Origin of the sequence: Lonsdalea britannica (assembly GCF_002111595.1) — a bacterium.
Classification (GTDB): Bacteria; Pseudomonadota; Gammaproteobacteria; order Enterobacterales; family Enterobacteriaceae; genus Lonsdalea; species Lonsdalea britannica.
On the sequence record NZ_LUTN01000016.1, the window covers coordinates 93,241 to 99,430 of the forward strand.

Here is a 6,190-nt window from a genome sequence, read left to right on the forward strand (position 1 = left end):
TTGAGGGGGACTTCGGCCGTAAACATGAAGGGATTAATGCGATGATATGATCGAATGTGATGGCGTTGTGGGTAAGCAGCGGCCGGTTGGGCCGCCGGGATATGAAACGGTTACTGTCCTTTCACGTCGCCGCGCTCCAGTGTTTTTACGCTATTGCCCATGGCATCTTTGGTGCTCATATCGGCGCCTTTTCGCTGCAAGTCGTGAAGAAGTTCAGTGCGTTTGAACAAGGCGGCATACATGGCCGCCGTCTGTCCGGCGTTGTTGCGTTCGTCCGGATTACATTCCGCGGCGAGCAGCCGTTTGGCGATGCGCAGTTCGCCTTTGAATACGGCGCCCATTAGCGCGGTATTGCCTCGTTTGTCTTTCAGGCAGGGATCGGCGCCGTGTTTTAGCATGAGCGCGACGGCGTCATCGTGGCGTGATAGGCCGCGAGGATCACGGCGGTATATCCCTTTTCATCCTGCACATTCAGGTTGTAACCCGAGTGGATGAATTCGGTGATAATGGGCAGCTCGCCATTTCGGGCGGCATCCCACAAATAGTGGTTTAACTGCGACTGTACGTTCCCAGGGTTTTCTGGCGGTTGAGCCTGTGCGAGGCCGATCAGCATAAACAAGCCCGTGACGAGCGATAACACACGTTTCATGACGGCATTCCCCGAAATAAGTGACCGCCCGCGGGGATGATCCACGGGCGGCCGGGCATCATTAGTCGCTCAGTTTAGCGGCCAGACTCTTCACCTTCGTCAAATCGCCTTTGGCGATCGTCGTCAGCCGTGAGCCATAGTCCTGATCGGCTTTGTAGAAGTAAGACAGCATGATATTTCTGCTTTCAACATCTGCTGTTCCCAAGGCTGAACCCAGGCTATTGACCAGATCGGTGCGATCTTTTTCGCTATAAGAGCGGTACAGCTCGCCCGTTTGCTTAAAGTTCTGCTCTTTCTGGATCTTGCTTTGCTGTGTCGTCCCGTTCAGCGGCGTTTGGCTGTAACGCGCGGAAACCAGTTCTTCACGCGGGTGCAGTCGGCTAGGCTGGTAATTCACGCCTTCATCCTGGGTGTGCCCGTGATTCAGCGTACCGTCCTGATTGCCATTGTTGACCGCTTTCAGAGGCGCGTTGATCGGCAGACTCAGCCCCGTCGTGCCTACCCGGTACAGCTGGGTATCCGCGTAAGCGAACAGTCGGCCCTGCAGCAGCTTGTCTTCGGATGCTTCGATACCGGGAACCAGATTCGCGGGTGCCATTGCGACCTGCTCGGTTTCCTGGAAGAAGTTATCCGGGTTCTTGTTCAGAACCATCTGCCCGATTTTACGTTCAGGGACGTCAGGCCAGATTTTGGTGGCGTCCAGCGGATTGAAGTCGAACTTTTGCAGATCTTCCGGCTTCAATACCTGAACATAAAGATCCCACTTCGGATAGTCGCCGCGCTGGATAGCGCTGACCAAATCATTGGTCATGTGGCTGTAATCCTTGCCTTGCACTTCTTCAACCTGTTTGGGATCCAGATTCTTCACGCCCTGCAACGTTTTCCAATGGAATTTCACGTAGTGAACTTCCCCTTTGGCGTTAACCAGTTTGTAGGCGTGAACGCCGTTACCATCCATATTCCGGTAGGTTGCCGGCGTCCCTTCGTTGGAATAGAGCAACGTCAGCGTACGGGTCGATTCCGGGAGGTGAGAGAAGAAGTCGAAACGACGAGCATCGTTATCCTGATTGGTGCGTGGGTCCGGTTTGAAAGCATGCACCATGTCGGGAAACTTGATGGCGTCTCGGATGAAGAAGGTCGGGAAGTTGTTGCCGACTAAATCCCAGTTACCTTGTGTGGTATAGAATTTGGTGGCGAAACCGCGCGGGTCACGCAGCGTTTCCGGGGAGTGGTTACCATGCACGACGCTGGAAAAACGCACGAAGACGGGGGTGTGCGTGCCTTTTTTGAATACATCGGCGACCGTGAGATCGGAAATATCGTCTGTCGCAGTGAACTGACCGTGCGCGCCGGTCCCGCGGGCGTGAACCACGCGTTCCGGGATGCGTTCGCGGTCAAAACGCTGCAGCTTCTGTAGCAGTTGGACGTCCTGAAGAAGAACCGGGCCGTTGGGACCGGCGGTTTGCGAATTCTGGTTATCACCGACCGGTGCGCCATTATCGCGGGTTAAGGTATCGGCGAATGCCGACTGAAAAACGATGAGTGATGACACGGCGACCAGCGTTTTTTTCCAGCTGGCGCCACGATGCGTTGCGGGTATATTGCTCATAATTTGCCTCTTCTTCCTTGCGATGTTCAACAATAAGGGGTGTATTGCCGTCGAGTCCGTTGTGCTGATTTCCGACAAACCACGGTCTACTGCCGCCTGATGCTCTGTCTTTCCCTGGGCGTGTCCTTCTTCCCTCTGTTCAGGCCTGACCGGGCTGCCACGTATAGGTCTATCATCCCGGGAAGAACAAAATAGTTACTTTCCGTGACTGAATTACTTTACCTGTTTTAACCCTATGCTTGAGGCCGTTATTTCTATCGAATTGATAGGCGGGCTATAGCGGCATGATTGCGGACGGAATCGAACAAAAGAGAACGGGGCTGCGAGGGATGTTGTAGGATCGGTTTCCCGCCAGAGACAAGTTCAATCCGGCGGGAAACACACGACTTAGGTCAGACGCTTACTTAAAGACCATACCACCGTCGATTAACAATGACTGACCCGTCATGTAGTCGGAGTCAGGTCCGCAGAGATAGGATACGCATGCTGCCACATCTTCCGGGGTGGACGGACGGCCCAGCGCAATCTGCTTGGTGAATTGCTCGGTGCCATATCCTTCCGGTTTACCCGCGGCGGCAGAGAATTTACGATCAAACTCTTGCCAAAGCGGCGTAACGACGATGCCCGGGCAAAAGGCATTGACGTTAATACCTAGCGGCGCCAGGTCGCGTGCGGTGGTTTGAGTCAGCCCGCGTACGGCAAACTTGCTGGCGCTGTAGATGGACATATCGGGGTTGCCGACCTGGCCTGCCTGTGAACAGGCATTGACGATTTTGCCGCCGTGACCCAGTTTTTTGAACGCTTTGACTGCCGCCTGGGTTCCCCAGATAACGCCTTTGATATTGATATCCACAACGCGGTCGATGATTTCGGACGTCATGTTTTCAATCGGGCCACGCGGTGCAATACCGGCGTTGTTGACGATGACATCGAAACCGCCCAGCTGCTGTTCGGTTGTTTCGACAGCCGCGAAGATTTGATCGCGGTCGGAGACATCGGCCGTAATCGCAATGGCTTTACCGCCTGCGGAATTGATTTTCTGTGCGACCTGTTCGGCACTTTCGCCGTTGTAATCGACGATAGCGACAGCGAATCCATCTTTCACCAGACGAAGCGCGATAGCTTCACCAATTCCCTGACCCGCTCCTGTGACCAACGCGACTTTATTTGTCATCTGTTATCCCTTTAATAAATTTTATTAATCAATTGCGGGTAGGGTAGCGTCTGGCGTGTTAAATAAAAACTCATAGTAAATTCAGTGACTTTTACCCGGCATTCAATAACCGAGTGCGTTTATCAGTCGAAGCAATTGTTCCTGAACTAACTATTTTTCAGCCTGGGCCGGCATATAAAAATCAACAATCAACGGTGAGTGACGAAGAGAAATACTAGGGGAAAGGGAAATGAAAGAATGCGTTCTCCCGTCTGATTTAATCAGTGGCGGGAGAACGTAGGCGTCGGCAGCCCGGTCAAGACTGCCATCACGAGTTTATTGATTAACTAAATACCATACCGCCATCGATCAGCAGCGACTGGCCGGTCATATAGTTAGAATCCGGGCTGGCCAGGTAAGAAACGCAAGCAGCTACGTCTTCCGGTTCTGACAGACGGCCTAACGTGATGCGTTTGGCGAACTGTTCAGTGCCGTAGCCTTTAGGTTTGCCAGCCGCTTCGGAAATTTGGCGGTCGATTTCATCCCACATTGGCGTTTTCACGATGCCCGGGCAGAAACCGTTGACGGTGATGCCAAGCGGAGCCAGGTCGCGTGCTGCGGTTTGCGTTAAACCACGAACGGCGAATTTACTGGAGCTGTAGACAGCCAGTTCCGGGTTACCGATATGTCCCGCTTGTGAACAGGCATTGATGATTTTACCACCGTGACCCAATTCTTTGAACGCTTTGACGGCAGCTTGAATACCCCAGATCACCCCTTTCAGGTTGATGTTGTAAACCTTATCCACGATTTCCGGCGTGATTTCTTCAATCGGCGTGCTCGGCGCGATACCTGCGTTGTTGACGATCACATCGAAGCCGCCCAGCTGTTGCTTGGCTGCTTCAACGGCGGCGAAGACCTGGTCCCGGTTAGAGACGTCGGCTGTGACCGCAATCGCTTTACCGCCAGCTTCGTTAATACGCTGCGCTACCGCTTTAGCGCTGTCACCGTTGTAATCCACAATAGCTACGGCAAATCCGTCTTTAACCAAGCGAAGGGCGATAGATTCCCCGATGCCTTGACCCGCACCGGTTACCAATGCAACTTTCGTCATGTTCTATTCCTTTGTGTGTGATAGTTAAATCGCTTCTGTGAGGATAGACGTAGACCAAAGGAATAAAAACTCATAGTGAGAATGATTATTGTTATTTGGCTTTAAATAACTCAGGGATATAAATGCGACCATCATTATTTGTTACGTGGCGCATGACAACGAGAGAGGATGCAGGAAGAGTGTCATTCGGCAGACAGGGGAATAATGGGGAAGGGCGGTGTGGAATTGGAAAGTTTGTAACAAGCCAAATTCACCTTACATCCTGACTATCAACCTTACCGACCTATGACAGTTCTATACATTCAGGTTGGTAGATTAGAGTCATCCCTTGTTGATGTTGTGTTATTCATCCCTGTCTGAGAGTAGTTATTTTCCCGCTTTCGAGCGGGATTTTTTTTGTCTGTCGATTAGGATGATGCCGGCGGAGGCAGGGGTTCTTGCTCTGCCAGTTTTTTGAAACGCTGGAGGGTATTGTTCAGCATTTCTTTAGAAAGTAGCGCGAACATCTGACCGATTTGTCGTCCCAATAGTCCACCCGGCGCATCGAAATAGATCGTCAGCGTGACTTCTGTGCCTCTGCTCTGTGGCGCGGGTTGAAAGGACAACTTGCCCTCGTTTGGAATGCGGGCGCCTTCAAGAGAACACCAATGAATGAAACTCCCCGGCAGCTCTTCCACGATGCGGGCCGTCCATTCAATGCTTGGTCCGATCGGCGCTTTGACTCGCCAGAGAGAATCCGTCTCGTTCAGAATCTCTATGCGCGCAAAATGATTCATTAGAACGGGGAGTGTTTCTGGTTTGCGCCATAGGTCGAATAACATGTCTGCGGGTCGGTCTATGACAATCGATTTGCCGAAGCTGGTGGCGTTAGGACCTTTCACGCCCATATTGCGTAAGAACGTTGATGACACGTTCGTCCCTCCTTTATCTGCCGCCCTACGTTGCTGTAGAGAATGGTATTCCCAAGTGTACCGCAGAATGCGTGTTCGCAGGATTGCTCTAGCGGTGTATCGAATCGCGGTTGTGAAAAGGTGACAGCGATCTGAATGTTATTGCTGTATTTGTTACGTTTCTCATCCTTGCTGCGTATCGGTTTGCACTGAGGGACTTGCCACGTTTTTTGAGGCGAGAAATGCTACCCTGATGGGTAACAGCTTCATTACTATAGTGAGTCAGTCGATGACAGAACATCATATTTTTCAGTTAAGTGAGCAGGTTGGCGAACGATTGAAATCCCGTAGCGCGCACATGACCTGCGCGGAGTCCTGCACGGGGGGCTGGGTGGCGAAGGCGATTACCGATGTCTCAGGGAGTTCCGCGTGGTTTGACTATGGGTTTGTGACCTACAGTAATCGAGCCAAAGAAGTTTTGGTCGGCGTTAAGGCTGAAACGCTGGCGCAGCATGGGGCCGTCAGCGGCGAAGTGGTGGAAGAAATGGCCGTAGGCGCGCTGGACAAAGCAGAAGCGGATTATGCGATTGCCATCAGTGGTATCGCCGGTCCGGACGGCGGAACCGCCGATAAACCGGTCGGCACCGTGTGGTTTGGTTTCGCCGCCAGACATGAAAACGGATTCGTCCGTAGAATGCACTTCGACGGCGATCGCAATCGCGTCCGCCAACAAGCCGTTCAGTTTGGTCTGGAAACGCTGCTGAATACTTTTCTG

The 6,190-nt window shown here is 52.4% G+C and carries 7 protein-coding genes; 1 reads left to right on the plus strand and 6 read right to left on the minus strand.

Features of this window, described 5'->3' with window-relative positions; all coding sequences use genetic code 11:
* Positions 1-110: 110 nt before the first annotated feature.
* The 6 genes from AU509_RS18970 to AU509_RS13700 form a co-directional block, all read right to left on the minus strand.
* A complete protein-coding gene (locus tag AU509_RS18970) occupies positions 111-398 on the minus strand; it encodes an ankyrin repeat domain-containing protein (RefSeq protein ID WP_322788444.1) in 288 nt (95 codons plus the stop codon).
* Positions 392-649, minus strand: a complete 258-nt coding sequence (locus AU509_RS18975) for a hypothetical protein (RefSeq protein ID WP_322788445.1) — start codon at positions 647-649, stop codon at positions 392-394. The genes AU509_RS18970 and AU509_RS18975 overlap by 7 nt, the downstream gene beginning before the upstream one ends.
* Positions 650-710: 61 nt before the next feature.
* Positions 711-2,258, minus strand: a complete 1,548-nt coding sequence (locus AU509_RS13685; protein WP_085653231.1) for a catalase — start codon at positions 2,256-2,258, stop codon at positions 711-713.
* A 400-nt stretch (positions 2,259-2,658) separates the two neighbouring features.
* A complete protein-coding gene (locus AU509_RS13690; protein ID WP_094118606.1) occupies positions 2,659-3,432 on the minus strand; it encodes a (S)-acetoin forming diacetyl reductase in 774 nt (257 codons plus the stop codon).
* A 322-nt stretch (positions 3,433-3,754) separates the two neighbouring features.
* Entirely contained in the window at positions 3,755-4,525 is a 771-nt protein-coding gene (locus AU509_RS13695) for a (S)-acetoin forming diacetyl reductase (RefSeq protein WP_085653093.1), read from the minus strand.
* Positions 4,526-4,932: 407 nt separating this feature from the next.
* Entirely contained in the window at positions 4,933-5,412 is a 480-nt protein-coding gene (locus AU509_RS13700) for an SRPBCC family protein (RefSeq protein ID WP_085653092.1), read from the minus strand.
* A 292-nt stretch (positions 5,413-5,704) separates the two neighbouring features.
* On the opposite strand from AU509_RS13700, the gene pncC reads away from it, so the two are divergent.
* The coding region (gene pncC / locus AU509_RS13705; RefSeq protein WP_094118607.1) for a nicotinamide-nucleotide amidase at positions 5,705-6,190 on the plus strand (486 nt) is incomplete at its 3' end.